23 protein-coding genes and 2 tRNA genes are annotated in these 25,099 nt (G+C 62.9%); 15 read left to right on the top strand and 10 right to left on the bottom strand.

Annotation, left to right across the window (positions count from 1 at the left end; translation table 11 throughout):
• Nucleotides 1-121: 121 nt before the first annotated feature.
• Complete coding sequence (locus NKI96_RS27565) at nucleotides 122-1,417, top strand: lipopolysaccharide biosynthesis protein (protein WP_023669300.1); 1,296 nt, start codon at nucleotides 122-124, stop codon at nucleotides 1,415-1,417.
• Here NKI96_RS27565 and NKI96_RS27560 read toward each other — a convergent pair.
• The 3 genes from NKI96_RS27560 to NKI96_RS27550 are packed head-to-tail and all read right to left on the bottom strand — an operon-like array spanning nucleotide 1,414 to nucleotide 4,297.
• Nucleotides 1,414-2,337 (bottom strand): DUF6492 family protein, encoded by a 924-nt coding sequence (locus NKI96_RS27560; RefSeq protein WP_023669299.1) that lies wholly within the window; start codon nucleotides 2,335-2,337, stop codon nucleotides 1,414-1,416. The two genes, NKI96_RS27565 and NKI96_RS27560, sit on opposite strands and share 4 nt — an antisense overlap.
• Nucleotides 2,334-3,128 (bottom strand): WecB/TagA/CpsF family glycosyltransferase, encoded by a 795-nt coding sequence (locus NKI96_RS27555; protein ID WP_023715617.1) that lies wholly within the window; start codon nucleotides 3,126-3,128, stop codon nucleotides 2,334-2,336. The genes NKI96_RS27560 and NKI96_RS27555 overlap by 4 nt, the downstream gene beginning before the upstream one ends.
• Complete coding sequence (locus tag NKI96_RS27550; protein WP_023825870.1) at nucleotides 3,125-4,297, bottom strand: glycosyltransferase; 1,173 nt, start codon at nucleotides 4,295-4,297, stop codon at nucleotides 3,125-3,127. The genes NKI96_RS27555 and NKI96_RS27550 overlap by 4 nt, the downstream gene beginning before the upstream one ends.
• 173 nt (nucleotides 4,298-4,470) lie before the next feature.
• On the opposite strand from NKI96_RS27550, the gene NKI96_RS27545 reads away from it, so the two are divergent.
• The 3 genes from NKI96_RS27545 (at nucleotide 4,471) to proC (ending at nucleotide 7,660) form a co-directional block, all read left to right on the top strand.
• On the top strand, nucleotides 4,471-5,469 hold the full coding sequence (locus NKI96_RS27545; RefSeq protein ID WP_023692395.1) for a glycosyltransferase family 2 protein: 999 nt from the start codon (nucleotides 4,471-4,473) through the stop codon (nucleotides 5,467-5,469).
• Nucleotides 5,438-6,757 (top strand): O-antigen ligase family protein, encoded by a 1,320-nt coding sequence (locus NKI96_RS27540; protein WP_352807125.1) that lies wholly within the window; start codon nucleotides 5,438-5,440, stop codon nucleotides 6,755-6,757. The genes NKI96_RS27545 and NKI96_RS27540 overlap by 32 nt, the downstream gene beginning before the upstream one ends.
• A gap of 87 nt (nucleotides 6,758-6,844) precedes the next feature.
• Nucleotides 6,845-7,660, top strand: a complete 816-nt coding sequence (proC, locus tag NKI96_RS27535) for a pyrroline-5-carboxylate reductase (RefSeq protein ID WP_023701824.1) — start codon at nucleotides 6,845-6,847, stop codon at nucleotides 7,658-7,660.
• 22 nt (nucleotides 7,661-7,682) lie between these two features.
• On the opposite strand, the gene NKI96_RS27530 is transcribed toward proC, so the two are convergent.
• From NKI96_RS27530 to NKI96_RS27500, 7 genes are all read right to left on the bottom strand, one after another.
• On the bottom strand, nucleotides 7,683-8,561 hold the full coding sequence (locus NKI96_RS27530) for an MBL fold metallo-hydrolase (protein WP_352807171.1): 879 nt from the start codon (nucleotides 8,559-8,561) through the stop codon (nucleotides 7,683-7,685).
• Nucleotides 8,562-8,844: 283 nt separating this feature from the next.
• A complete protein-coding gene (locus tag NKI96_RS27525; RefSeq protein WP_352807123.1) occupies nucleotides 8,845-9,237 on the bottom strand; it encodes a type II toxin-antitoxin system VapC family toxin in 393 nt (130 codons plus the stop codon).
• Complete coding sequence (locus tag NKI96_RS27520; RefSeq protein WP_023689347.1) at nucleotides 9,237-9,479, bottom strand: type II toxin-antitoxin system VapB family antitoxin; 243 nt, start codon at nucleotides 9,477-9,479, stop codon at nucleotides 9,237-9,239. The genes NKI96_RS27525 and NKI96_RS27520 overlap by 1 nt, the downstream gene beginning before the upstream one ends.
• A 71-nt stretch (nucleotides 9,480-9,550) precedes the next feature.
• Nucleotides 9,551-10,873, bottom strand: coding sequence for an NAD(P)H-dependent oxidoreductase (locus NKI96_RS27515; RefSeq protein ID WP_352807120.1), 1,323 nt, complete (start codon nucleotides 10,871-10,873; stop codon nucleotides 9,551-9,553).
• A gap of 153 nt (nucleotides 10,874-11,026) precedes the next feature.
• Entirely contained in the window at nucleotides 11,027-12,421 is a 1,395-nt protein-coding gene (locus NKI96_RS27510) for a multicopper oxidase family protein (protein ID WP_352807119.1), read from the bottom strand.
• 182 nt (nucleotides 12,422-12,603) lie between these two features.
• Nucleotides 12,604-16,440, bottom strand: a complete 3,837-nt coding sequence (locus NKI96_RS27505) for a caspase family protein (RefSeq protein ID WP_352807116.1) — start codon at nucleotides 16,438-16,440, stop codon at nucleotides 12,604-12,606.
• Between the two features lie 401 nt (nucleotides 16,441-16,841).
• Nucleotides 16,842-16,916 (bottom strand) — tRNA-Thr (locus tag NKI96_RS27500).
• A gap of 150 nt (nucleotides 16,917-17,066) precedes the next feature.
• Between NKI96_RS27500 and NKI96_RS27495 the strand changes: the two genes are divergently transcribed.
• From NKI96_RS27495 to NKI96_RS27445, 11 genes are all read left to right on the top strand, one after another.
• A complete protein-coding gene (locus tag NKI96_RS27495) occupies nucleotides 17,067-17,261 on the top strand; it encodes a hypothetical protein (RefSeq protein WP_023727781.1) in 195 nt (64 codons plus the stop codon).
• A gap of 134 nt (nucleotides 17,262-17,395) precedes the next feature.
• Nucleotides 17,396-18,688 (top strand): UDP-N-acetylglucosamine 1-carboxyvinyltransferase, encoded by a 1,293-nt coding sequence (gene murA, locus NKI96_RS27490; RefSeq protein WP_023753869.1) that lies wholly within the window; start codon nucleotides 17,396-17,398, stop codon nucleotides 18,686-18,688.
• 167 nt (nucleotides 18,689-18,855) lie between these two features.
• Nucleotides 18,856-19,290, top strand: coding sequence for a DUF2948 family protein (locus NKI96_RS27485; protein ID WP_023669285.1), 435 nt, complete (start codon nucleotides 18,856-18,858; stop codon nucleotides 19,288-19,290).
• 133 nt (nucleotides 19,291-19,423) lie between these two features.
• Nucleotides 19,424-20,716 (top strand): histidinol dehydrogenase, encoded by a 1,293-nt coding sequence (hisD, locus tag NKI96_RS27480; protein WP_023692405.1) that lies wholly within the window; start codon nucleotides 19,424-19,426, stop codon nucleotides 20,714-20,716.
• A 6-nt stretch (nucleotides 20,717-20,722) separates the two neighbouring features.
• Nucleotides 20,723-21,208 carry a UPF0262 family protein gene (locus NKI96_RS27475; RefSeq protein ID WP_023669283.1) on the top strand — a complete coding sequence of 162 codons (486 nt, stop codon included), beginning with the start codon at nucleotides 20,723-20,725 and terminating at the stop codon, nucleotides 21,206-21,208.
• Nucleotides 21,196-21,660: an arsenate-mycothiol transferase ArsC gene (locus NKI96_RS27470; RefSeq protein ID WP_081725519.1), complete on the top strand. Its 465-nt coding sequence runs from the start codon at nucleotides 21,196-21,198 to the stop codon at nucleotides 21,658-21,660. Before NKI96_RS27475 ends, NKI96_RS27470 begins: the two co-directional genes overlap by 13 nt.
• 185 nt (nucleotides 21,661-21,845) lie before the next feature.
• A complete protein-coding gene (gene infA / locus NKI96_RS27465) occupies nucleotides 21,846-22,064 on the top strand; it encodes a translation initiation factor IF-1 (RefSeq protein WP_006200926.1) in 219 nt (72 codons plus the stop codon).
• A 19-nt stretch (nucleotides 22,065-22,083) separates the two neighbouring features.
• Nucleotides 22,084-22,710: a Maf-like protein gene (locus tag NKI96_RS27460; protein ID WP_023681911.1), complete on the top strand. Its 627-nt coding sequence runs from the start codon at nucleotides 22,084-22,086 to the stop codon at nucleotides 22,708-22,710.
• A complete protein-coding gene (yacG, locus tag NKI96_RS27455) occupies nucleotides 22,707-22,898 on the top strand; it encodes a DNA gyrase inhibitor YacG (protein ID WP_023669280.1) in 192 nt (63 codons plus the stop codon). Before NKI96_RS27460 ends, yacG begins: the two co-directional genes overlap by 4 nt.
• Before the next feature lie 214 nt (nucleotides 22,899-23,112).
• Nucleotides 23,113-23,188: transfer RNA gene (locus tag NKI96_RS27450), tRNA-Phe, on the top strand.
• 212 nt (nucleotides 23,189-23,400) lie between these two features.
• Nucleotides 23,401-24,711 carry a tyrosine-type recombinase/integrase gene (locus tag NKI96_RS27445; protein WP_352807113.1) on the top strand — a complete coding sequence of 437 codons (1,311 nt, stop codon included), beginning with the start codon at nucleotides 23,401-23,403 and terminating at the stop codon, nucleotides 24,709-24,711.
• Nucleotides 24,712-25,099: the final 388 nt, after the last annotated feature.

Below are 25,099 nucleotides of genomic sequence, written 5' to 3'. Positions count from 1 at the left end.
ACAAAAGGTTAATTTCCGAAGTCTGCAAGTGAAAGTTTCTCGCTTCGCCACGCATTGCCGGGATCTGTAAAATGGCGTCAGAACCGCACGTTAAGCTTTGCGGCTTACGGCTTTCCTCGATATGACGCAGGCCAGCGACATACCGCAAAGGCGGACACTCGCCCGCATCGGCACCTTCCTCGCCGAAAGACGGGGGCTGGTTCGCGACTATCTTTCAGCCATCAGCGGCGCCGGCGGGCGGCTGGTGTTCTCGCTTGCCTATTTCATCGCACTTGCCAACACGCTGTCGATTGCCGAGTTCGGCATGTTCGCCACCGCCTCGGCGGCCGGCGTCATGCTGTCGCGCATCCTCGCTTTCGGCTTCATCTCGGCGCTTTACCGCACAGCCACCATCCGCCCCAATCTGATCGGCACCTTCACCGCCGGCTTCCTTTTGCTTGGCGCCGTGTCCTTACCACTGCTGGCGGCGGCCTCCTGGGGCGTCTACCTGATCTTCTTCGCCAGCACCGTTCCGCTGGCCGTCTTTGCCGCAATCGTCTTTGCAGAGGCGCTTTTGTGGCGGCCGGTCGAGGTGGTGCTGATCGTCAACAACGGGCTCGGCAAATTCGGCCGCGCCGCCGTGCTGTCGATCGTGGCCACGGCGTTCCGCGCGCTGGGCGCCGTGCTGTTCATGCTATCGGGCCAGCACAGCGTCTGGATCTGGTCGTTGTTCTACATCGGCGCCAACGCCGCCTCGCTGCTGCTGGCCTTCGGCTTCTATTATCCACGCCAGCGGCTGAGGCTGCGCACCGAGCTCTATCTCAGGCGGCTTGCCGATTCGATCTATGTTGCAGGAGCCGAAGTGCTGTTCTACCTCCAGTCGGAATTCGACAAGCTGCTCGTGCTGGCGATCGGCGGGCCGCATCTGGCCGGCATCTATGCCATCATCATGCGGCTGGTCGACCTGACGGCAATCCCGATCCGCACCTTCTCGATGATGCTGGTGCAGAGGATGATGCGGGCGCCGGAGCTGTTGTCGCGACTGCGGGTCAAGAGCGGTATCGAAGCCGGCGTGTTCCTGGTGTCGACATTGGCACTGGCCGCACTCGGCATCGTGCTGCATTTCTTCCCCAATGCACTTGGCCGGAATGTCGCCGAGGCGGCGCCCTTGGTGGCGTTGGCAATCGGCGTGCCGGGACTGCGCAACCTGGTCGAATACCAGGCCGAGCTGCTGTTCGCGCGCGGCCAGACCGCGCTCAGGGCGCTCAACCTCGGCCTGCTGGCGGGGCTGAAGGCGGTGCTGTTGACCTATGTGCTGACCACGATTGCCGACACGCCCAGGCTTGTCGTATCGCTCAATGTCGTCTTCCTGCTGCTCTATCTCGCCTCGGCGCTGCTAACCTATTCGGCGCTGCGCAAGCCCGCCAAGGCAATCTAAGCCAATCCGATCAGGCGGCGGATGCGGCCGATATCGGTGCCGATGAAGGATTGCATGCCGATCGCCACCTGCCCCGGTGCCATAGCGGCGACGAAGCTGCGGAATTCGTCATCCGACAGCGCCTCCCCGGTCCAGTGCACGCGGCAGAATTCCTCCGAGCCGTGGAAATGGCCGGCGCCCCCCAGCACATCGTCGACATAGCGGCCATAGATCATGCATTCGGAGAACCGGCGCACTGAAGCGATGACCTCGACCCAGCCGCGCGCGTGCACCTTCTCGATCTCGGCGCACATCGCCGTCACGGTCTGACGGCGCCAGGCGATCAGCGTCGAAATATAGTCGTGGTTCGAAACCTCGGATGCATCGATACCAATCGCCGAGGCCGCATTGCGCGACCAGATGCGATGCTCGTCGTGACCGTCGCTCGACAGCACGCCGTCGCGCCGGAACAGCCGCACCTTGCCGTCGCGCCAGAAGGCGCTCAGATCGAATGGCTTGAGGAAGGCGACGTCGGAATCGCAGAAGACCAGCACGTCTTCTCCAGCATGCGCAGCGATGGCGATGCGGCGCAGCTGCTGCACATGCCAGCCGCGCAGCGGCTGGGTCTTGAGACTGAGCCAGATGCGACGGCGAAAGAGGCTCATCGGATCGTCGAACACACGCAGCCAGCGCGGCAGCAGGTCGCGCTCGTCGACAACGCTGCGGCGGTCGTTTTCCAACTGGCGAAACAGCGCCACGTCGCGGTGCTCGACCAGAATGTAATGATGCGCCAAGCCGGAGACATGGCGGTCGAGGGTCTCGCACAACAGGCGGCAGCGTTCGAAATCCGGCGCATAGCTGGCGGTCACCACCGCCGCCGTCGGCGTTTGCGGCAGGGCACCGGTCTCGGCTGCAGGGCTCGGCACGACGCGGCTGTTCACCGCAACTCTCCGGCGGGCTCGGGCCGACGCGAGAATTTCTGCCTGACGACACGCAGCAGGAACACCGGATTGCCGACGACGTAGCGGCGCCACAGCCGGCCGGGCTCGATGCACAGACGGAACAACCATTCGAGCCTCAGCTGGCGCATCCACAGAGGCGCCCGCGGCACCGTGCCGGAGAGAAAATCGAGCAGCGCGCCGACGGCGATCGGCAGCGTGCAGTGGCGGGCATCGATATGACGGGCGATCCACAATTCCTGGCGCGGCACGCCCATGGCCACAAGCAGCACGTCGGGCCGCAATGCCTCGATGCGATCGACGATCGCCTGCTCTTCGGCGGGGGAGAAATAGCCGTCATGGATGACGACGAATTCGTGCTGCACCGCCAGAGCGGCTAGCCTGACCGACGCCGCCTCGGCGTTGGCGCGGGTGGCGCCAAGCAACCCGACGGTCAGCGGCCTCGCCGATGCCTGCAGAAAGGCCGGAATGAGATCAGTGCCGTTGAGATTGTCCGGGAACGGCGCGCCGTAGAGCAGCTTTGCCGCCAGATCGACGCCAACGCCGTCAGGCAGGATGAGGAAATCGTCGAGCGCCTCGGCAAAGACCGGATCGGTAGAGGCGATGTTGGCGTTGTGAGCGTTGAGAAAACTGACCTTGGTGAAGCGCCGCTCGGCAATCAGACGAGTGAGCAGCGCGATCGCGTCATCCCAGCCGATGGCAAGGACCGAAATGCCAAGGATCGTCTTCAGCGTATCGAGCCCGAAGGCGGCGCGGGCGGTGTGCATGTTCATGCAAACACCTCCTCCCCCACCGGCCCGAGCTTTTCCAGGCCGAGCCTGATGGCGGCATCCAGTGCCTTGATCTGCCGGCGATGGAAGGCGCTGCCATCGACATCCCTGACATCGGCCGCCGCTGCCTCCAGCGCGCCGGCGAAGGCGGCCGGATCGTCGGTGACGAAACAATTTGCCGGGCGATGATCGATGCCGCGCAGCGAACGGCTGGTGGCGACCGACGGCAGGCCGAGCTCGAAGGTTTCGATGGTCTTGAGCTGAACGCCGCTGCCCGCGGTGCTGATCAGTGGAATGACGGCGGCGCCGCGCACGAAATTCTGGGCGTCGGACACGCGGCCGACAAATTCGACACCGGGATGGGCAGAGGTGATATCCGACGGCATGTTGCCGGCGACCCTGATGCGAAAGCTCCGGCGAAGATGCGGCACGACTTTTTCCAGGAACCAGTCGAGGCCGATGCGGTTCGGCTGCCAGGTCCAAGTGCCGATCAGCGCCGCGTCGCAATCGATGCGGCGCGGCTTGACCGGCTTTGGGGCCGTGGCAGTGGTCACCAGCGGCAGCACCGCCGAGCGGTCGTCGCTGGCAACGCCGAGTGCGGCGCGGTCTTCCTCGGCCAGCGTGAAGACGAAGCGAGCCCGGCGGCAGAGCCGCTCCTCCATGGTCTTGAGCAGCCTGGCCTCGCGGGCAAACAGCAGGCGCTGGAAGCGACTGTTTGCTGCTGCCGCATTCTCTTTGGCCGAACCATGTTCGACATTGTGGGCGACGAAAATCGAGGGACGGTCGGCGAACAGTTTTTCAAAGGCGCCGGCGAACTGCACCGAATTCAGGACATAGCCGTCGAAGGGACCGGCGCGCTCGATCGCGGCACGGACTTCGCTGTCGGAAACCGCGCGCAGCTTCACGGAAGCGAAGGTGAGCCCTGACAGCACCGCCTTGCCAAGCCAGGCGAGCTTCTGCCGCGCCGAGGCGCTTTCCGTGCGCACGTCGACGGCGCCGAGCACGATGGTGTTTTCGGGGTCGCTGGGCGCCTTGCCCGGCCAGATGAAGCCGATGACGGTGACGCGCACGCCGGCGCGCCGCAAGGCGGCGATGATCGCAGCGTTGGCGATCTCATAGCCCGAAGCGAGAGCGCCGTCGGGCACGATCGATGTGGCGAACAGCAGATGCATCTCACCTATCCAGGCGTCAGCCACTAGCAAAGCTGGGTGAACCCTTGATTAAATCATGCGACGCAACGGCTGAAAGGCGCGGACCAGCAGGCGCCGCTGCGAAAGGTGATTAAGGAAACGTTATCGTCGCGGTGTTATCAAAAAGTCAGATTCAAAACATGCGGCTGGAGCGGATGATCCCTTTGCCATCGGACGGTTCGGTATCGATTGCGGGACGCTCTCCGGGGCTCGCCGCAGAGACGATGGAAGCCGTCGTCACGCTGCCGACCTTCAAGCGGCCGCAACTGCTGCTCGAAACGCTGGCGTCGCTCAAGGCACAGCAAACCAGCCGGCGCTTCGCCGTCATCGTCATCGAAAACGAGGCCGAGGCGCGTGAGGGCGCCCAGGCGGCCGTGCCGCTGTTCGAACGCGACGATATGAAGGGCATGGTCATCATCGCGCATGAGCGGGGCAATTGCAGTGCCTACAATGCTGGCTGGCAGACGGCGATCCTGCATTTTCCGGATTTCCGCCACCTGCTGGTCATCGACGATGACGAGATCGCCGACGCGGACTGGCTGGAGCGCATGTGCAGGACGGCGGAGACGCTTGGCGCCGACATTGTCGGTGGCCCGCAAGTGCCGGTGTTTACCGATCCTGCTCACGCCAAATGGGCCGAGCACCCGGTGTTTGCGCCGCCCTATCGCCAGACCGGGCGCGTGGCCGCACTCTATTCCTCGGGCAACCTTCTGGTCGGGCGCAATGTGCTCACCATCATGGGGCCACCCTTCCTCGACCTGCGGTTCAACTTCATGGGCGGCGGCGATTCCGACTTCCTCAGCCGCTCGGCGCAGAAAGGTTTCGTGCTTGGCTGGTGCGCCGAGGCAAAGGTGCGCGAAGGCGTTCCGGCCCGGCGCGTCGAGGCTGACTGGATCCGCGCCCGATCCTTACGCAACGGTGTAATCTCGACGCTGGTCGAAAAGAAGAAGCGCGCCGGCACGCCATTCGCCGGCGCCAAGGTGTTTGCAAAAAGCCTGGCGCTGCTGATAGCCTCGCCCGTGCGCGGCGCAATCAAATTGGCGCGGACAGGATCGCTGTCGACGGCGCTTTACCCCGTCTATGTCTCGCTCGGCCGCGTGCTTGCCGAATTCGGATACGCCAATGAGCAATACAGGCAGCCTGAGAAGAACTGACGAGCTGCTGCTGGGCGGCATCGTCACCCGCGACGGCGTGGCGACGGCGATTGCCGCGCTGTTGTTTGCCGTCGTCATCGTGTCGTTCCGGCCGTTTCAGCCGGCAGGCGCGGAACTGACCGGCGACGGCGGCGACATCGTCAACCAGCTCGGCTTCAGTTCGCTCGGCGCCATTTCGACCTTCTCACTGCTGACGTTCGCCGACCCCAAGATGGTGCGCTCGCTGCTCAGCCCGTCCTGGATCCTGATGCTCGGCTTTTTCATGCTTTCGGTCATCAACGCGACCGACCCGTCCTCGGCCATGCGCGCGGCCTTCTTCACGCTGCTTGGCGTTCTGACGATAGCGACGGTCCTGGTGCTGCCGCGCGACGCCGACAGTTTTTCGAAAGTCATCATATTCTGCGCGATCGTCGTTATCGGCCTGTCCTATATCGGCCTCATCGTCTTTCCGCATGAGGCCCTGCATACGGCCGATTCGCAGGAGCCCGAACATGCCGGCCTGTGGCGTGGTGTGTTCGCCCACAAGAACATTGCCGGACCAATCATGGCCTGCTTCAGCTTCGCCGGCCTCTATCTCTTCCGGCGCGGCCAGAAATTCTGGGGCGTGGCGATCTTCGGCGCGGCGATGATCTTCATGCTGCACACCGGATCCAAGACGACGGCCGGCCTGGTGCCGTTCTCGATCCTGATCGTCGTGCTGCCGGGCCTGATCGGCATGCGGTTCGGCACGCCGATCCTGTTTGCACTGGCGATCATTGCGACGGCCATCGGTACCTTAGGCATCGTCTTCATCCCGCCGGTGAAAGAGCTGGCGGCCACCTATTTCCCCGACCTCACCTATACCGGGCGCACGACGCTGTGGGAGTTCTCCGGCGAGATGCTGGCGAAGAAGCCCTGGACCGGCTACGGCTATGAAAGCTTCTGGGGCACGCCGCTGCTGCTGAGCCAGGACCAGCCTTTCGACCGGGCCTGGGACATCCGGACCATCGTGCATGGCCATGACGGCTATCTCGACATTGCGGTGCTGATGGGCATCCCGGCGCTGTGCGTTGCCGTCTGCACTTTCGTGATCGCGCCGCTGCGCGACTACATGCGCATCCCGCCGCGCAAGGAGAACATCTATCTCGGTGATTTCTTCATGATGGTGGTGCTGTTCACGGCGCTGAACGCGTTCCTGGAAAGCTTCTTCTTCCATCGCGGCGACCCGGTGTGGCTGTTCTTCGTGCTCGGCGTGCTTGGCTTGCGGCAAGTGTCGCTGCGGCCGATCGCGGTACGCCGGCGACCTTGACCGGCTGGCCTGATCCAGCACCCCTTGAGGGGCTTTCCCGTCTGCCCGCTAGCGTCTAAGGAGAACCCTTGTCTCGGAGGGCTCTCAATGACGATCAGGCTTGTTCTCGCCGGTTGCGGCAATATGGGTTACGCCATGCTTGCGGGCTGGCTGAAATCCGGCAAGCTTGCCCCGCAAGCCGTGTTCGTGGTCGAGCCCAATGCCGAATTGCGCAAGCGCGCCGAGCACCTCGGTTGCAGTGTCGCCGCGGGCGCGAACGGGATCCCCGCCGACGCAGAGCCCGACCTCGTCGTCATCGCCGTCAAGCCGCAGGTGATCCGCGACGTCACCGCCGCCTACAAGCGCTTCGGCGACGGCAGGACCACCTTCGTCAGCATCGCCGCGGGCACGCCGGTCGCCACCTTCGAGCACATCCTCGGCCATCTCGCGCCTGTTATCCGCTGCATGCCCAACACGCCGGCCGCGATCGGCAAGGGCATGATGGTGGTCTATTCCAACCCGCTGGTGACCGACGACATCAGGCGTTTCGTTGCCGAGCTGCTGTCGGCGAGCGGTGTGGTGACGACGATCGACGACGAAGGCCTGATGGACGCGGTGACGGCGGTTTCGGGGTCCGGTCCGGCCTACATCTTCCATTTCATCGAGGCGCTTACGGTTGCAGCCGAGAAGGCCGGGCTGCCGACCGAGACCGCCAGGCTGCTTGCCATGCAGACCGTCTATGGCGCTGCTGCACTCGCTGCCGAAAGCGGCGAGGAGCCCGGCGTCCTGCGCCAGCAGGTGACCAGCCCCAACGGAACCACGGCAGCCGCCCTTGCCGTGCTGATGGGCGAAGACCGGCTGACGAAGCTGCTGACCGAGGCGGTGGAAGCCGCGCGGCTGCGGTCGGTGGAATTGGGGAAGTAGCCCAGACGCTCGCGGGGCCGTATCAGCCCCACTTCATCTCACCCTTGGCGACCTTTGCGCCCAGTTCCAGGGACGAGACGTCCAGAAGATCGGGATAGCGCCGCTTCATCGCTGCAATCAGCTCGACGCTGGATTTCGATTTCCCGGCTTCCTCGTTGAAGGCTTCGAGGTAGGCGCGGGTGAATTCCACGGCCGCCAGACCGTCCGGTGCACCGGCTACCTGATGGGACGGCACCACGATGTTGGGTTTGCGGGACGCGATTTCGTTGAGCGCAGCAATCCATTTTTTACGGTCGTCTACGGTTGGCTCGTCGGCAACCCAGACATGCACGCCCGACGAGATCAGCACGCCGCCGAACACCGCTTCAAGGCTGGGCACCCAGAGATACCGCCGGTCTTTCAGATCGGCGACGGTGACGATCTCGATCTTGTTTCCTTCGAGTTCAAGTGAGGTGATATCGGATGCCTCGGGAATGACGACATCCGCCAGGACCTTCGGTCCATTGTCCTTGAGCTGCGGGCCCCAGACATCCAGCTTGGCTTGCACATTGGCTTTGATGGCCGCCACCGTCGCAGCGGCCGCGATGATCTTGGCGCCGGGGAAAGCATCCGCGACGGGACGCAAGCCAAAATAATAGTCAGGGTCGCTGCAACTGACATAGATCGTCGTCAGGGTCTTGCCCGTCGCCTTGATCGCATCCGCGACCGCACGGCCATCGGACAGGGTAAATCCGCCGTCGAGGAGGATGGCTTCTTTTTCCCCGGTCAGCAGCACCGGCGTGCGGCGGAAACCATTCTCGTCAGCCTGAAAATAGGTCCATTCCAGCTTGGCGGCGGCCCTGGCTGCAAAAGCCAGAGGCTGAAGCATGGCAACCATGCCCGTTGCCAGAAGGGTTTTCATCGTCTCGCGTCTTGTCCAAAGGGTTTGCAAGATTTCAATCCTCAATGGGGGTTCAGCTGATCGAGATTGGCATCTCGGCATCGTTTGAAAAACCCGGATCAAAAAGACAGACTGTATGAATCGATCATACAATGGCAGCCGATGGTCTGCGTCGTCAGCACGAGCGCAATGATCATGCGCGAGCAGGTCAACAGCCCCATGGCGCGAGCGCGGCAGCATTTGGCCTGCTGGGCGGGACCGGCTGACGAAGCTGCTGGCCGAATCGTAGAACTGGGGAGTAGGATCAGGCCAGATCGGTGTGGGAAAAGTCTTTCTCTTTGTAGAGTAAGGGCATCCCACAGCTTTTTGCCGAGGCATATGACAGGCAGTCAGCGAGATTGAGCTGAGCCGGGTGGCCGCGACCTTTGCCATAGGTCGAAAAAGCCTGGATCGCGAGCTTGGCATCACCGATTTCGATCGGAACCACCTCGATCTCGGCCTCACGCAGGAAGTCCTCTATCGCCTTTTCGGCGAAGAGCGGCTCCACCACCAACTTCGATGAAAGCCGCATCGCCGCTTCGAGCACGACCAGCGGGGATGTGATCCGTACCGAGGCCTGCCCGATCCGGCGGCTCCAATCGGCGGCGTCTTCCTCTCCGGCGAGGACAGCGATCACCACCGAGGTGTCGATGAACATCAGGAATGTCCCCACATCTCGTCGATCTCATCCTTAGTCAAATCCCTGCCGCCGCTTCCCGCCTTGGCCTTCAGATCGTTCGATATGGCGGCCAGCCGCTCAGCCAACGGAACTCGTTCACGTTCGCGCTGAAGCTCGGATTCGAGCGCTTCGATCACCGCTTCGGTCAAGGAAATCTTTCGCTTTTCGGCAAGCTGCCGGGCGAGGTCACGGGCGCGCGGGTCTCTGATCTGGAGATTCATTCTGGAAGCCTCCGTTCGCTGTCACTACAATATAGTGATCTTGTCATGACAAAGCCAGAGAGCTGGCCTGTTCATGCCATCTCAGCCCCGTAGAGCATATCATCCTGCAGCTTCCGCAAAGCGAACAGCCTCGTCGTGCGGTCGGGTGTGGCGTTGTCGGTGGTGATGAGCTCGCCCTTCCTGACCGGCTTCAGCACCTTGCCGCCTTCGAGCAGGCCGACCGCGACGGCGCTGACGGCGCGGGCCTCTTCGACGGTCATTGTCCAGGAGCGGTAGCAGGTCTCACCGATGGCATCGAAGGTCTCGCCCATGGCGAGATCGCGCTTGGCGACCGCGCAGACCTCGGCCACCGGCTTCGGCAGCGGCACCATGTCGGGGCGGCCGTAGAGCATGATACGCGCTGCCGTCAGCGGCACTTCCAGCGAGGTCAGATGGTAGGGCCGGAAGAAGCTGTAATAGGGGCCGTGGCCGATATGCAGATCGTCCATGCGCTCGACGATGCGTGGATGCGTCGCCTCGACGATGACGAAGACGCCCGGCGCCACACCCTTGCCGATCGTGTAGTCGACAACACCCTTCTTCGACAGGATGCCGCCATCGGCGCGCGGTATCAGCACCTTGGCCAGCTGGTCGCGGTCGGCCTTAGGCCCGTGCATGCCCGGCACATCGGGCACCAGCCCGGTGGCGTTGGCGATGGCGCACATCTCGACCATGGTTTTCGAGCCGTCGACGAACTCGACCAGCATGCGCGGGTTCATGTTGCGGCGAAGGGCTTCCTCGCGATAGTCATCCGGAACGGCATCGTGGTTGAGCGGGTTGTTCTTGCCCTTGCCAGCCGAGACGATGGTGTAGCCGAGCGCGGAGGCAAACTCGATCAGCTCCATGCAGCTCGACGGCTCGTCGCCGGCCCCGACCGAATAGACGACGCCGAGCCGGTCTGCCTGCTGCTTGAGGTAGCAGCCGATCGTGACGTCGGCCTCGACATTCATCATCACCAGGTGCTTGCCGTGCTCCATCGCCTTCAAGTCGAAATCGGCGGCGACACCAGGCTTGCCGGTGGCGTCGATGACGACGTCGATCAGCGGATTGGTGACCAGCATCTCGTTCGAGGTAATGGCGATTTTGCCCGCCTCGATCGCCGCGGCGACTTTCGAGCCCGTGTCCGCCTCGACCGCCATCGCCTCATCGCCATAGGCGATGCGGATGGCGTCACGGGCGGTGTGCGGACGCCGCGTCGAGATGGCGCAGATCTCGATACCGGGCATCAGCATGCCTTGCGTGACCAGGTCGGTGCCCATTTCGCCGGAGCCGATGACGCCGATGCGCACCGGGCGTCCCTCGGCGGCGCGCCTGGCGAGATCGCGGGCCAGTCCGGTCAGGGCGACATTGGTCATGCAAGCGTGTCCACGGCTTCTTGATTTGCAGGCGGGAATAGCAGGGAACGGCCCCGCTTTGCCAACGAAACCGGCGAACACCGGCAATTTCTCCGACAACATGCCCGGCAGGTGAGGCCAATCCCGGTAGAGGCTGATTGACCCGCCTCGGCGTCAAACCACCCTGATATAGCTCGTCATGCCGGTTTTCTGATGTTCGATGATGTGGCAGTGCAGCAGCCAGTCGCCGGGATTGTCGGCGACGAAACCGAGCTGAACCTTCTCGTTGGGCTGCATGAGATAGGTGTCGGAGATGACCGGCTGAACCTGGCGTGTCGACGACGACAGCACCTTGAAGCTCATGCCGTGCAGATGCATCGGATGCGATTGCGGCGTCAAATTCTCCATGTCGATGACATAGTTTTTGCCGAGCTTCAGCTCGGCCAAAGGCGCGGTCGGGTCCAGCGTGTCGCCCGGCCACGGTACCTTGTTGATGGCCCAGAAGGAGTAGCCTAGCGTGCCGCATATGCTGTCGCTCGGCACGTTTTCCGCCGTGGCGCTGAGCGAGAGCGCGATGTGTTTTGCGCTGGCGAGATCCACCTCCGGCACCGGGTTGGCTTCCAGCGGTGCGAGGTCGCGCAGGTCGCGCTTGAGCGAGCTTCCGGTGGCGCGCAAGGTGGCGAGGACCTTGGGTTTGGTGCCCCTGATGTCGCCCAGGCTGACGATCGCGCCCTCCTGGTCAGGCATGCGGATGGCGAGCTCCATGCGCTGCCCCGGTCCGAGCAGCAAAGCATCGGGCGCAAAACGCTGCGGCACCGGATTGCCGTCCAGCGCGATGACCGCGGCCTGCCCACCCTCGACGCGAAAGGCGTAGATGCGGGTGACATCGGTGATGGCGACCCGCAGCCGCACCAACCCGCCGGCCGGCGCGTCGAATTGCGGCTGGTCGAGCCAGTTGGCGGTGCGCACCGTGCCATAGGTTCCGGTTTTTGCGGCATCGCGCGGCCGGAATTGCTGGATGAACTGCGCGTCGTCGCCGAGGCGCCAGTCGCGCAGGTTGACGACGGCTTCGGCGTCGAATTTTGGATCGTTGGGGTTCTCGACCACGATCACGCCGGTGAGGCCATGGCCCATCTGCTCCAGCGTGTTGCAATGCGGGTGATACCAGAACGTGCCGGCGTCGGGCGGCGCGAAGGCGTAGTCGAAATGATCGCCGGTATAGACGTAAGGCTGAACCAGGAAGGGAACACCGTCCATCTTGTTTGGAACGCGAATGCCGTGCCAATGGATGGTCGTCGGGTCGTCGATGGCGTTGACGAGACGCGCGGCAAAGGGCTCGCCTTTTTTCATCCGCAGTACAGGCGGCATGCCTGATTCACCATACGTCAGGACATCCCGGGTCTCGCCCGCATCCATGAACCTGGCCTGGATCTTTGCCGTCTTGAGCACCACCGGCTCCGGTGCGGCCGCGGCCCAGCCACCAAGCCTGGCCATCGCTGCAAGGCCAACGCCGCCGACGCCGGCAACCGCAGCCGTTTTCAAAACCCTGCGGCGGGTGAGTGAGGTCATCTGGCGCTCCAACGGAATATGATTACCTGCCGCCCTGAATGACGGGCGGCGACCGGCGCACAAGCCGATACTGCCACATCGCATCTCTGTCACGCCATGGCGAGCCGATGACGTTTGCTTGCGCAACAGCGTGAACGCTGGCGTGCCCACCATTCGCCCGCATCCGGGAGCGCGGGCTCGGATTAATGCAACTCGGCCAGCAACGCCTGTGCCTCGGAGAGGTTCTTTTCGGAACCGGCGGCGAGATCGTCCATCTTCTTGTCACGGAAGATGACGAGCGCGTCCTGGCATGCGGCGATCGCTTCCTGTGCCATCGCCTTGTCCTTGCGGGCGGCGCCCAGATCGACCAGCACGTCGCACAGGCTGTCCTGCGTGAAGGCGACAGCCGGCACCGAATTGATCTTCTTTTGCACCACGATCGCCTCGCGCAGGACCAACACCGCCTCCTCGAAATGCGCGACATTGTTTTCGGCGCGGCCGGCCATGGTCAAGGCATAGCCCATCTCGTTGCGCGCATTGGCCCAACGTTCGGGATCGCGCTCGCGACCGAGCTGCTCGGCAAGCGCCCGGTTGACGACAATCGCCTCCTCGTACAATTCAGCCGAAGGCTCGCGGGCCGCGATCATGCTCAGCGTCTGCGCGAGACTGGTCTGGTTGGTGATCCAGAGATCGGGATCGCGGGCGATCGTTCGCACCGTGGCGAGGTCGCGGTAGATCTGAGCGGCTCGTTTCAGCTTGCCGACATCGTTCGCCCAGTAACCAAGACTCGACAGCCCGCCGGCGAGATTGTTCTGATTGTTCTCCCAGACAGCCAGCGCATTCTCGCGCGTTACCACGCTGAGCGCTGCGTCATAGGCGGCAATCGCGCGGGTGAGCAACTCGACGTCCTTGCCGTCCGCGGCCATCAGCAAGGCATTGCCGATATCGCCCTTGGTGCGCGCCCATTGCATGCGGTCGGGAAAACCGTCGTAGATCCGCGCTGCCCTCTCGAAGCTCTCCACGGCCTTGGCGTAGAACGTGGCGTCGCCACCAATCCGGCCCTGGCTGTAGAGGGCAAAGCCGAGGTCGTAATTGATATTGGCCCACTCCTCCGGGTCGGCGTCCTTGGAGTAGGCGGGGAGCGCGGCTTCCAGCATGTCGGCTGCTTGCGCCAGCAAGTCCAGGTTGGATGTATTGTCGCCCAGGATCGACAGGGTCTGGCCGAGCACGCGGCGCGTCTGGCCGATCTCCGTGACATCACCGCCTTTCGTCTGCCCGTCGAGCGCCGCCCGCAGCGCGTCGACCGATTGCTGCAGCAGTAGATCGTCAGAGGCCAGCTTGCCTGACATCATCAATGCGCAGCCGAGGCGGAATTCCGTCTTGGCCCAATTGGCTGGGTCCTTGTCGCGGGTGCGAACCCTGAGCACCTGACCGTAGACATCGATCGCCTGCCGCAGGGTCGAGATGTCCCCCGCGCGTTCGCCCCAGTTCGATAGCGTGCCTGCAAGGCTGTAGCCGATCGAAGCGAACTCGCCCGGCGCGGCGGTTGCGGTATAGACCTCCCATGCCTGACGATACGCGGTCACCGCCTGAATGTAGTAATCGGTTCCCGTATCGAGATCGCCGAGCGTGTCGTTGACCGATCCCAGATTCTGCTGCAGCGAAGCCCAGTCAAGCGGCAGTTTCTCACGCGGATATTCGGACAGAGCGGCCTGGTACGCGGTGGCTGCCTGCAGCAGCAGTTCCTTGTTCTTCTGCTTGGCGCCGAGGCGCTGCAAGGCGTTGCCGAGCGTCAGCTGGCCGTTGGCCCAGCTCGCCGCGGCGTGCTCGCGCGTCCAAACCGTAAGCGATGCCAGGGCGGCGTCGCGCGCCTGCTCAAGCGTGGCGACATCGCCGTTAATGGTTCCGATCGATTCCAGCGCCGTGCTCAGATTATTCTGGATTGTCGCCCATTGCGCCGGCGCGCGTTCCCTGGTCATTTCGCCGGTCGCCGCCTGATAGGCAGCAACCGCCTGCTGCATGGTCGCGATATCCTTTTCGCGCTCACCGAGGCGGTAGAGCGCTGCCCCCAGATTGACCTGGCTCAGCGCCCAGTCGAGCGGTACGCGCTCTCTGTTGTATTCCGTCAATGCCGCACGATGCGCCTCGATCGCCGCGCGGAAACTGTCCGATGTGGTCTGGCGTTCGCCGATCTCGGACAGCACGATGCCGAGATTGTTCTGCGTCGCCGCCCATTCCAGCGGCAGTTTTTTCGACGACTGTACCTCGAGCGCCGAGCGGAACGCCGCGACTGCCCGCTCAAGCAGTGCCGTCCCGTTCTCGCGCTGGCCGAGCCGCCAGTAGACCGTGCCCAGATTGCCATAGGTCGATGCCCAGTCGTCAGGGTAGGCGTCATGCGTATAGACGGTCAGCGCCTGCTCATAGGCGGCAGCTGCCTTGTCGAGGTTGTCGCGGCCGGCTTCCCGTTCGCCCAAAGTAGCAAGCGTGGCGCCCATATTGTTCTGGGTGGCCGCCCAAAGCAGCGGCAACTTTTCGCGGGTGACATAGGTCAATGCCTGTTCATAGGCTGTCAGGGCCTGGGCGAGATACGCATTGTCGCCGGAGAAGTCCCCTTGTTCCGACAGAGCGTTGGCCTCTGCCGCCTTGTAGTAGAACGCATCTTCGTCGCTCCATTTGGCAGCTTGCTCGAAGGCCTTGGCGTAATCCTGCGCAGCCTCCTTGAAGTTGAAGGAGATTTCATAAGTCCTGGCACTGCTGGCGAAGACCTTTGCGAATTCCAGCCGCTTTGCCTTCAGCTCGGCCTCGGCCTGGTCGATCGTAGACGAAAGTTCGCCGATGCGGGCCTTGGCCTGCTCGTTGAATTTCTGCGCCGCTTCGAGCGCGCCTTCCTGAACCGCCTGTTCGGCGAGTTTCGATAGCCTGGCAATTTCGGGGTCCGGGTTTTTCAAAGTCTCGCGTTCAGCCAACACGTGTTTCAGCCGTTCGGTCTGGCCACGCAGCAGCTTGTCGAGCTCAGCCGGATCCTTGGGTATGTCGACCCCGAGCGCCTTCAGCATGGCGTAGAGCCCATCCATCGGCACCTTGCCGTCACGCGATATGGTTTCGATCTGGCGGCGCTCCGGCTCGGGCAGCGTCGAGATGGTCAGCAGGAGCTGGCGCCGCTCCCTGAGGATTTCGCCCTCATCACCTTTCGGCGCCTCGGCGGGGGTACCGAAATAGAGCAGCCGGCGCAGGCTCTCATTGACCCAGGGCCGCTGCTGGCCATTGGTCTTGAGATAGACCTCCTCGCCGATCATGCGCAAAACGGTGCCGAATTCCTCGCCGCCCATCGTGTCGATGTGGCGCAGGATCGCTGCCGCATAGGGGCTGTTGCCATCGGCCGGACCGTCCAGCGCAACCTTGCCGGGCTCGGCGGCAAAGGCGATGACCTGGCCGAGGCTGCCGTCGACCGAGCCCTTGGCGTCGGCGCCGCCCTTCAGGGAAACCACGCCGCGCGTTTCCCCGAGACCGTCGGCGCCGATCGGCTTGCCTTCGTCGCCCGGCGCCAGCTTCAGGAGCGTGCCCGGCGGGAACGGATCGTTGCGGCAGGCGTCCAGCAGAACGATGGTGACCGGCACCTTGGCCTTCAGTTCGGCGACGATGGACGACAGCGGCACCAGCTTTTCGCCGGCATTGTCGAGCGCCGAGATATCGGCATCGACAGGGACCAGATAATTCTCGCCGCCGGCTTCGATGCCGTGGCCGGAATAGTAGATGATGGCGACATCGGCGCCCTCGGCATCGTCGACGAAGCCTTCGAGATCGCGCCGCAATTTGCGCGCGTCGCGGTTGGTGGCGACATTGGTCTCGAAGCCGAGCCTGTCGAACATCTCCTCGATGGCGCGGGCGTCGTTTTCCGGATTGGGCAGTTTGCCGACATGCTGGTAGTCGGACTGACCGATGATGAGCGCGACGCCTTTCAGCGCCTTCGGCTCTTCAGCCAAAGCGGGGCCAAACGCGCATAGGCACAGCGCCAGTGCCGCAGCAATTGCCGCGCACATGCGCTCTGTCGCACCTGCCGTTCGCCCAAAGAGCATTCTCTACCCCAAAACCCAACGCTATCTTCCGCAGGCGAGATGGCATCATGATGGCCGGCCGATGGCAAGTCCTTGGGCGAGCTGTGTTCTTGTCGTGGATATGCGTACGAGGCGGCTGGCTTTCAGCGTGCGAGCGGTAGTGTTCAGCATGCCGGATACGGCCAGTCCGGCCTGTTCATGAGTTGACAGGTCCGGACTTGTTAAGCAGTCGTCCGGCCCCGTAGAGCCTCTTTCTCTCAATGTTTCCGGGCGAGGGGGCCACGGTTGGATGCGCGGGATTGGCACTTTTACGTCAGCCGGCTTTTTTGGTCCGCAACGAGACCCCGACTTCGCGACTGCATCTTCTTAAAATCAAAGGAATGAACTGGTGCTGCGAGAGAGGATTGAACTCTCGACCTCTCCCTTACCAAGGGAGTGCTCTACCACTGAGCTACCGCAGCCGCTGATGGCGGGGCTTCTGCCATATAGAACCGGCAAGCGCAAGGCGTCTGTGAAAGGCTTTGCCAGACAAGTTTCGCTGACATGGCGGCGCCACAATGCTAGCTATCCCTTGAACAGCAGGCCCTGCCAGTTGCGGGCGGGACGGAACGATGGACGACAAGATAAATCCACCGAAAAAGGCTGATCCGGCAAAAAAGGACGGGACTAACCGCAAGGACCGTCTGGCCGAGCAGTTGCGCGCCAATCTCATGAAGCGCAAGACGCAAGCGCGTTCGCGGCGCACCGGTGACGCTGACCAGCGTCCGGAAGGCCTGGCGGCTGCTGAAAAAATGCACAAGGACTGACCGATATCGGCCACACTGGCCGGCCAACTTGGCCAACGGGCTCAGGAATCTTGAACCAAGCCGGCCAATGGTCTAGACGGGCCGATACGCAAACTGACGAAAACCGGCCTATCGGGCCGAGGGGACATTCTCTCATGGATCGCATCAGAATTGTCGGCGGCAACAAGCTCGCCGGAAGCATTCCGATTTCGGGCGCGAAAAACGCCGCTTTGCCGCTGATGATCGCCTCGCTGCTCACCGACGACACGCTGACGCTGGAAAACGTGCCGCATCTGGCCGATGTAGAGCAGCTGATCCGCATTCTCGGCAATCACGGCGTCGACTATTCGGTCAACGGCCGCCGCGAGAAGCAGAATGAGGGCTATTCGCGCACCATCAACTTCTCGGCCCGAAACATCGTCGACACCACCGCGCCCTACGAGCTGGTGTCGAAGATGCGGGCGTCGTTCTGGGTGATCGGCCCGCTGCTGGCCCGCATGGGCGAGGCCAAAGTGTCGCTGCCGGGCGGTTGCGCCATCGGCACGCGCCCGGTCGACCTGTTCCTCGAGGGCTTGCAGGCGCTGGGCGCCGACATTGATGTCGACACTGGTTATGTGCTGGCCAAGACCAGGAACGGCCGCCTCGTCGGCAATCGCTATGTGTTCCCGAAAGTCTCCGTCGGCGCCACCCATGTGCTGATGATGGCGGCGGCGCTCGCCAAGGGCGAGACGGTGCTGGAAAACGCCGCCTGCGAGCCCGAAATCGTCAACCTCGCCGAATGCCTCAACGCCATGGGCGCAAAAATTTCCGGCGCCGGCACTCCAACCATCACCGTCGACGGCGTCGACTCGCTGTCGGGCGCGCGCGTGCGCGTCATCCCCGACCGCATCGAGACGGGCACCTATGCCATGGCTGTGGCCATGACCGGCGGCGATGTCGTGCTCGAAGGCGCCCGCCCCGAGCTGCTGCAGACCGCGTTGGACGTGATTGCCCAGACCGGTACCGAGATCACGCCGACCAATTCCGGCATTCGCGTCCGGCGCAACGGCGCCGGCATTTCGCCGGTCGACGTAACGACGGCGCCGTTCCCGGCCTTCCCGACCGATCTGCAGGCGCAGTTCATGGGCCTGATGACCATGGCCAAGGGCAAGTCGCGCATCACCGAGACCATCTTTGAAAACCGCTTCATGCATGTGCAGGAACTGGCCCGGCTCGGCGCCCACATCACGCTGTCCGGCCAAACTGCGATCGTCGACGGCGTCTCCAAGCTGAAGGGCGCGCCCGTGATGGCGACCGATCTGCGCGCCTCGGTGTCGCTGGTCATCGCCGGTCTGGCGGCCGAAGGCGAAACGACGGTCAACCGCGTCTACCACCTCGACCGCGGTTTTGAGCGGCTGGAAGAAAAGCTCTCCAATTGCGGCGCGGTGATCGAGCGGATTTCGGCTTGACCGCACGGCAGTTGCTTCAGACAGACAGGCGTCTGGTGCTGCCTTCATTCACCGCCAACACTTCAAACCCGAGGCGCTAGCCTCGGGTTGAATTTGTGTCGCGGTTGCACGGACCGGAAAGACCGCCTAACAGAAGGCTGAAACCAACTTTCAGGTGTGCATTCGGCATGGCAGCCCTCAAACTCATTGCGCTCGACGATCAGGATCTGAGCATCGTCTCGGCTCACGTCCAGGACGCCGTGATGAAAGTCTCGGATCTCGAATACCTGCCTTCGGCCAAGCGTTTCATATTGACCATGAACCGCTTCGTCTGGGAGGCGAAATCCGGATTGTTCAGCCCGCACAATGAGCGGCGCCAGGCGGTGTTGCATTTCGACCGCGTGCTCGGCGCCAAGACCAGCGGCATTGCCCGCGATCGGCCGGCCGAGGTGCTGTCGCTGCTGGCAATCAGCTTTATCGAAATCAGCAAGCCGGCCGGCATCGTCGAATTGGTCTTTTCCGGCGGCGGCGCGATCATGCTCGACGTCGAATGCATCGAGGCACGGCTTGCCGACATAGGCGGCGCCTGGGAAGCCACCTCGCGTCCGGTGCACAGGGTCTAGAGCATGATCCCAAAAAGTGGGTGCCGGTTTTTGTTGGACAAAACGGGAATCGTTTGTCCAGAGATCATGCTCCAACAAAGGGCTAGATCATGATGAGATTTCAAGCAATCTCACCATGATCTAGACGCAGCCGATGGCCATTACGCTTATCCAATCCGATGCCGGTTTCGCGCAGCGTTTCGCCGCCTTCCTGACCACCAAGCGGGAGGTATCGGAGGACGTCGACACTGCCGTGCGCGCCATCATTGCGCGGGTTCGTGCCGAGGGCGACGCTGCCCTGGTCGACTACACGCTGAAATTCGACAAGGCCGACCTCAATAGCCTCGGCATTGCCGTGTCGAAGGACGACATCGCGCAGGCCTACAAAGACGCCGATCCGCAGACGGTCGAGGCGCTGAAATTTGCCCGTGACCGCATCCGATCCCATCACGAGCGACAAATGCCCAAGGACGATCGCTATACCGATGCCGCCGGGGTCGAGTTGGGTTCGCGCTGGACGGCGATCGAGGCGGTCGGGCTCTATGTGCCGGGCGGCACGGCAAGCTATCCAAGCTCGGTGCTGATGAACGCCGTGCCGGCCAGGGTGGCGGGCGTCGAGCGCATCGTCATCGTCGTGCCGGCGCCGGGCGGCATCATCAATCCGCTGGTGCTGGTGGCCGCCGATATATCAGGCGCTTCAGAGATTTACCGCGTCGGCGGCGCGCAGGCGATTGCCGCCCTTGCCTATGGCACCGAGACGATCCGGCCGGTCGCCAAGATCGTCGGGCCCGGCAATGCCTATGTCGCCGCCGCCAAGCGCCAGGTCTTCGGCACGGTCGGCATCGACATGATCGCCGGACCGTCTGAAGTGCTGGTGGTGGCCGACGGCAGCAACGATCCCGACTGGATCGCCGCCGATCTTCTGGCGCAGGCCGAGCACGACGTGTCGGCGCAATCGATCCTGATCACCAACGATCCTGCGTTCGGAAAAGCAGTCGAACAGGCGGTCGAGCGCCAATTGCTGAGCCTGCCGCGCGCCGAGACGGCGGCTGCCAGCTGGCGCGATTTCGGCGCGGTGATCCTGGTGGAGACCATCGAGGCCGCGCTGCCGCTGGTCGACCGCATCGCCGCCGAACATGTGGAACTCGCCATCGACGATGCCGAGGGCTTCCTGGCCAGGATGCGCAATGCGGGCGCTGTGTTTCTGGGACGCCATACGCCCGAAGTCATCGGCGACTATGTCGGCGGCTCCAACCACGTGCTGCCGACGGCGCGTTCGGCGCGCTTCTCTTCGGGCCTGTCGGTGCTCGATTTCGTCAAGCGCACCTCGATCCTGAAGCTCGGGCCGGAGCAGCTGAGAGCACTTGCGCCGGCGGCGATTGCGCTGGCCAAGGCGGAAGGCCTCGACGCGCATGGCCGCTCCGTCGCCATCCGGCTGAACATGTAGGCGGCGATGGCGGACGGCGATCAAACCCGCGCAAGGCTGATCGATGTCGAGCTCGACGAGTCGATCGGCCGTTCGACGCCCGATGTCGAACATGAGCGCGCGGTGGCGATCTTCGACCTGATCGAAGAAAACAGCTTTCAGCCGGTCAATGATGACGGCGCCGGGCCTTATCGGCTGAAGCTCTCGCTGGCCGAATCCCGGCTGGTGTTTGCGGTCGCCCGCGAGGATGGTGCTGATGTCGTCACCCATATCCTGTCGCTGACGCCGCTCAGGCGCATCGTCAAGGACTACTACCTGATCTGCGAAAGCTATTACGACGCCATCCGCTCTTCGACACCGAGCCATATCGAGGCGATCGACATGGGCCGGCGCGGCCTGCACAATGAAGGCTCGCAGACGTTGATGGACCGGCTGGCCGGCAAGATCGACATCGACTTCGACACGGCGCGGCGGCTGTTCACGCTGGTCTGCGTGCTGCACTGGCGGGGTTAGACCTGACTGGGGCGCCCCGCTCGATCCTGTTCTTGTGCGGCATGAACGCCGTGCGCTCACCGATGGCCGAGCAGCTGGCGCGGCGCATGCTGCCGCCGGCCACTTTCGTCGCCTCTGCCGGCGTGCACAGGGGCGAGCGCGATCCGTTCGTCGACGCGGTGCTGGCCGAAGAGGGCCTGACGCTGGGCGAGCGCCAGCCGCGCTCGATGGACGATCTCGAGGACGATTATTTCGACCTGATCGTCACCCTGGCGCCGGAAGCCCACCACGCCGCGCTCGAACTCACCCGCTCGCTTGCCGTCGACGTCGAATACTGGCCGATGCCGGATCCGACCGATGTCGGCGGCAGGCGCGAGCAGATCATGGCCAGCTATCGCGACGTGAGAGAACGGCTGAAAGCGCGCATCAGCCGACGTTTTCTGCTTCCGGAGGTAAAAAACGCGGCGGATTGATGCATGTCGCTCAAAAGCGGTCCCGGTTTTGAGACAACGACATGCATAAAACGAAACCTTGGAGCGCGTCGCATATGACGCGATCTAAGCGTGTTCACAAGCGCACGATTATCATATAGGTTCCGCCGAAATTCCGGCCTGGGCGCTCCAGGGCGCCGGAACTGCAATCCAAGCAAAGGTATCGAATGCCGAAGGAAGAAGTCCTCGAGTTTCCGGGTGTCGTGACGGAATTGTTGCCCAACGCGATGTTCCGGGTGAAGCTCGAAAACGAACACGAGATCATCGCCCATACGGCTGGCCGCATGCGCAAGAACCGCATCCGTGTGCTGACCGGCGACAAGGTCCTGGTCGAGATGACGCCCTATGACCTGACCAAGGGCCGCATCACCTACCGTTTCAAGTAACAGTCCGGCGCGAACCGCGATGAGCATCCTGCAGAAGCTCGTGCTTGCCTCTGGTTCGCCGCGCCGGATCGAACTGTTGCAACAGGCCGGCATCGAGCCGGACCGCGTGCTGCCAGCCGATGTCGACGAAACGCCGCTGCGCGCCGAACATCCGCGCTCGCTGGCCAAGCGGCTGTCGAAGGAAAAGGCCGAGAAGGCGCTGGCCTCGCTGAAAAGCGAGGAAGACTATGCGCCAAGTTTCGTGCTGGCCGCCGATACGGTGGTCGCGGTCGGACGCCGCATCCTGCCCAAGGCCGAGACGCTGGACGACGCCGCCAATTGCCTTGGACTGCTTTCGGGCCGTTCGCACCGGGTCTATTCCGGCATCTGCCTGATTACGCCGGGCGGCAAGCTGCGCCAAAGGCTGGTTGAATCCAGGGTACGCTTCAAGCGGCTTCCACGCGAGGAGATCGACGCCTATGTCGCCTCCGGCGAATGGCGCGGCAAGGCCGGCGGCTATGCCGTCCAGGGTCTCGCCGGTTCGTTCGTCGTCAAGCTGGTCGGCTCCTACACCAACATTGTCGGCCTGCCGCTCTACGAGACGGTGGCGCTGCTTTCGGGCGAAGGCTTCAAGGTCCACACCAGCTGGCATACCGCGCGGCCATGAGCCTGGACGATAAGGTCACACCACTGCGCCCGAAGCGCCCCTGCCCCGAATGCGGCAAGCCGTCGGCGCGCGAGACCTATCCGTTCTGCTCTAAGCGCTGCAAGGACATCGACCTCAACCGCTGGCTGAAGGGCGCCTATGTCATCACCGCGCGGGATGACGAGGACGAGAGCGACGAGCCGAAGTAGGGTTTGGGCGGTGCCGGCCGCGCAATTCCACTTCGCCGACCTTACGCAATTGCTGCTTTGCCGGCGTCGGTATTGTCTGCGACAATTGCCCCGGAAAATCAGCGCTTAGGCGCTGGACAGGCCGGATTCCCGTGCTATAACCCACGCGCTTTCAAGGGGTGCCCCACGGCGCTTTCCTGAAATCCGGTCAGGCGATGTCTCGTTTGCCGGCGAGGCCCAGATAGCTCAGTTGGTAGAGCAGCGGACTGAAAATCCGCGTGTCGGTGGTTCGAATCCGCCTCTGGGCACCATCCCCCCTTCTCCCGGCACTCCCTTTCACCGAACCTTCTACGCTGCAGCTTCTGCAATCGCTTGGAATTGTTGGTCTTTTGCGGTCGCATTGCGCGGTTAAGCGGGACACGGAGGGCTTCAGGAGCATTTGGTCCAACGAGGCGGGGGGATGGTATTTCCGTTGGTATTCGACATCCTGATGGTATCGAAACAGCCAAGGGAGACCTGACGAATGCCCCTCTCCGACGTGAAATGTCGAAATGCCCGCCCTGCTTCCAAGCTTGTGAAATTATCTGATGGGGGCGGGCTGCAGCTATGGGTACAGCCCACGGGCTCTCGCCTCTGGCGGCTCGCCTACCGCTTTGACGGCAAGCAGAAACTGCTCGCGCTGGGCAGCTATCCCCTTATCTCTCTCGCCGAGGCACGGGAGGCGCGCGATGACGCTAAAAGGCTTCTGCTAGCTGGCGTCGACCCTGGAAAGGAACGCAGCTTGCGGAAGGCCGATTCGGCAAAGGACACCTTTCGCTCAATCGCGGACGAATATGTTGACAAACTAAAGAAGGAGGGACGTGCTGACCGGACGATCAGCAAGGTCAAATGGCTGCTCGACTTTGCGTATCCGATAATTGGCGACAAGTGCATTCGGGAGATCGACCCGGCCACCATCCTTACCGCCCTCCGCCGCGTGGAGGTTCGCGGTCGATACGAGTCGGCCAGGCGACTGCGCTCCACGATCGGCAGCGTGTTTCGATACGCAATCGCGACTGCACGCGCCGAGACAGATCCGACCTTCGCCCTCAGAGGCGCACTCATCAGTCCGACGGTAACGTCTCGCGCCGCGATTACCGATCCGAAGGCCTTGGGCGGTTTGCTGAGGGCGATCGATGCATTTGACGGACAGCCTACAACCCGGGCCGGTCTGATGCTGATGGCGCTGCTGTTTCCCCGCCCCGGGGAGCTTCGCGTCGCTGAATGGGAAGAGTTCGATTTTGAAAGCTCGGTGTGGACCATCCCTGAAGCACGCATGAAAATGCGACGGCCGCACCGCATACCCCTATCAAAGCAGGCGATCAGCGTCCTGACTTCACTCAGGGAAATTTCTGGTGGTGGATCGCTGCTGTTTCCTAGTGTTCGATCGGCTTCACGTCCGATTTCCGACAATACGCTAAACGCCGCACTGCGTCGTATGGGTTACGGCAAGGAAGAAGCTACCGCGCACGGCTTTCGAGCAACGGCATCAACTTTGCTGAACGAATGCGGCGAGTGGCATCCGGACGCGATAGAGCGGCAGCTGGCCCACATTGAGAACAACGACGTTCGGCGCGCCTATGCCCGGGCAGAGCACTGGGAGGAGCGCATCAACATGATGCAGTGGTGGGCCGATTATCTGGATGAACTTAAGAGCAAAAACCCGCGGGTGAACTCAACCGAGGGACGCCGCAAGCCTGCTGTCCATACGATAACGCGACCATCCACTTTGAACCCAACAGCGGCCGTTCATCAAAGGCCGATACAAATCTCCAACCGCCGGAAATCATACTGACCGTCGAAAAACGCCGAAACTCCTCGCCAAGTCATAGGCCCGGAGGGGGCAACTTTCTTTCCAGGACACTATTAAGGTTACCGGATGATGACGGTTGGTTTGGGGCCGAAAGCGGAAGGTCCGTTTTCGGGATTCCTGGGTCAAATTAACCCCTCAGGCCTCGAGCTTTTCGCCGTCAAAACGGCTGTGGAGGGATTGGCAGGCTATACCGCTGACGAAGCGCACATGTGTGAAGACCCGAGGATAAGTAACGCGCTTGGTCACGCGGGCGCTGCCGACCGGTTGGTCGAAACTGGCGCTCGTACTCGCTATTCACGAAATTGCCGATCACCCTGACGAGGTCCACTAAGCAATGGTGAACGTCATTTCTGAAGTCGCAAGCAACTCG

Source organism: Mesorhizobium sp. M0292 (assembly GCF_040321695.1).
Lineage (GTDB): Bacteria > Pseudomonadota > Alphaproteobacteria > Rhizobiales > Rhizobiaceae > Mesorhizobium.
This window is presented reverse-complemented; position numbering and strand designations above follow the sequence as displayed.